Below are 829 nucleotides of genomic sequence, written 5' to 3'. Positions count from 1 at the left end.
CTGCTCCCGGATAAATTGATGAAGAAGCTCCCTGGCTGCTAGCAGAGGATAACTTCTATGGGCGATTTCATCATCCGGGACCAAACACCTACTCAAAATTAATAGCGTAATCATCTCCATAGCCACCGAGCAACCGATGCACCTCATCGCATAGCCGATCAAACGTCAGGTACGCACTCAACGGCAGCCATGCGTACTTCATCTGCCGCCATAGAATCTCAATCAGATTCAGCTCTGGCGAGTAAGCCGATAAGTAGTTTAGATGCACTCGATGCGACATCCACTCCGCTATCTTCCGTCTGAAGGCCTTGGAACGATGCATGCTGGCATTGTCGAGCACCACAACGGCGAAGGTATCGGGGTCTTTCTGGGCCACAAACTGGTCAAACGCTTCGATGACTGTTTCGGTGGTCACTGGTTCGGTGGTGGTATGGGAGACCAGTTTTCCGGCTCGGCTGAGAAATCCCAGTACATTCAGTCTACAGCTGTGTGAGTAGGCAGTTACCTCGCAGGGCTTGCCAATAGGGCTCCATGCGTATGGCACCGACGACGATTGTGAAAACCCCGACTCATCGACGTAATAAAGCTCGTGTTCGCCCTCGTCTTCCCGCTGGTGAAGCGCCTTGAGGAGGCTTTGGGTGTTGCGGAAATCCGTTTCGTCTCGCCGGGTCTTAAGCGAGTGCCGAATGCGCTTGAAACTATAACGATTTTTTTTCAACGCCCGGCGAAGGGTCACTGTCCCCCTCTGTCAGCCTTGTTGTCCGGTTGGCGATATCGCCTAAATTCAATCCAGGGGGAGCGGTATGGAATTCATGTGCCACGTTATTCT

The 829-nt window shown here is 52.5% G+C and carries 1 pseudogene; it reads right to left on the bottom strand.

What is annotated here, in order from left to right:
- Nucleotides 1-88 precede the first annotated feature (88 nt).
- A pseudogene (locus tag QC823_RS16145) lies at nucleotides 89-739 on the bottom strand (IS630 family transposase); the annotation flags it as partial.
- Nucleotides 740-829: the final 90 nt, after the last annotated feature.

Origin of the sequence: Vreelandella vilamensis (assembly GCF_031451755.1) — a bacterium.
Lineage (GTDB): Bacteria > Pseudomonadota > Gammaproteobacteria > Pseudomonadales > Halomonadaceae > Vreelandella > Vreelandella vilamensis.
This window is presented reverse-complemented; position numbering and strand designations above follow the sequence as displayed.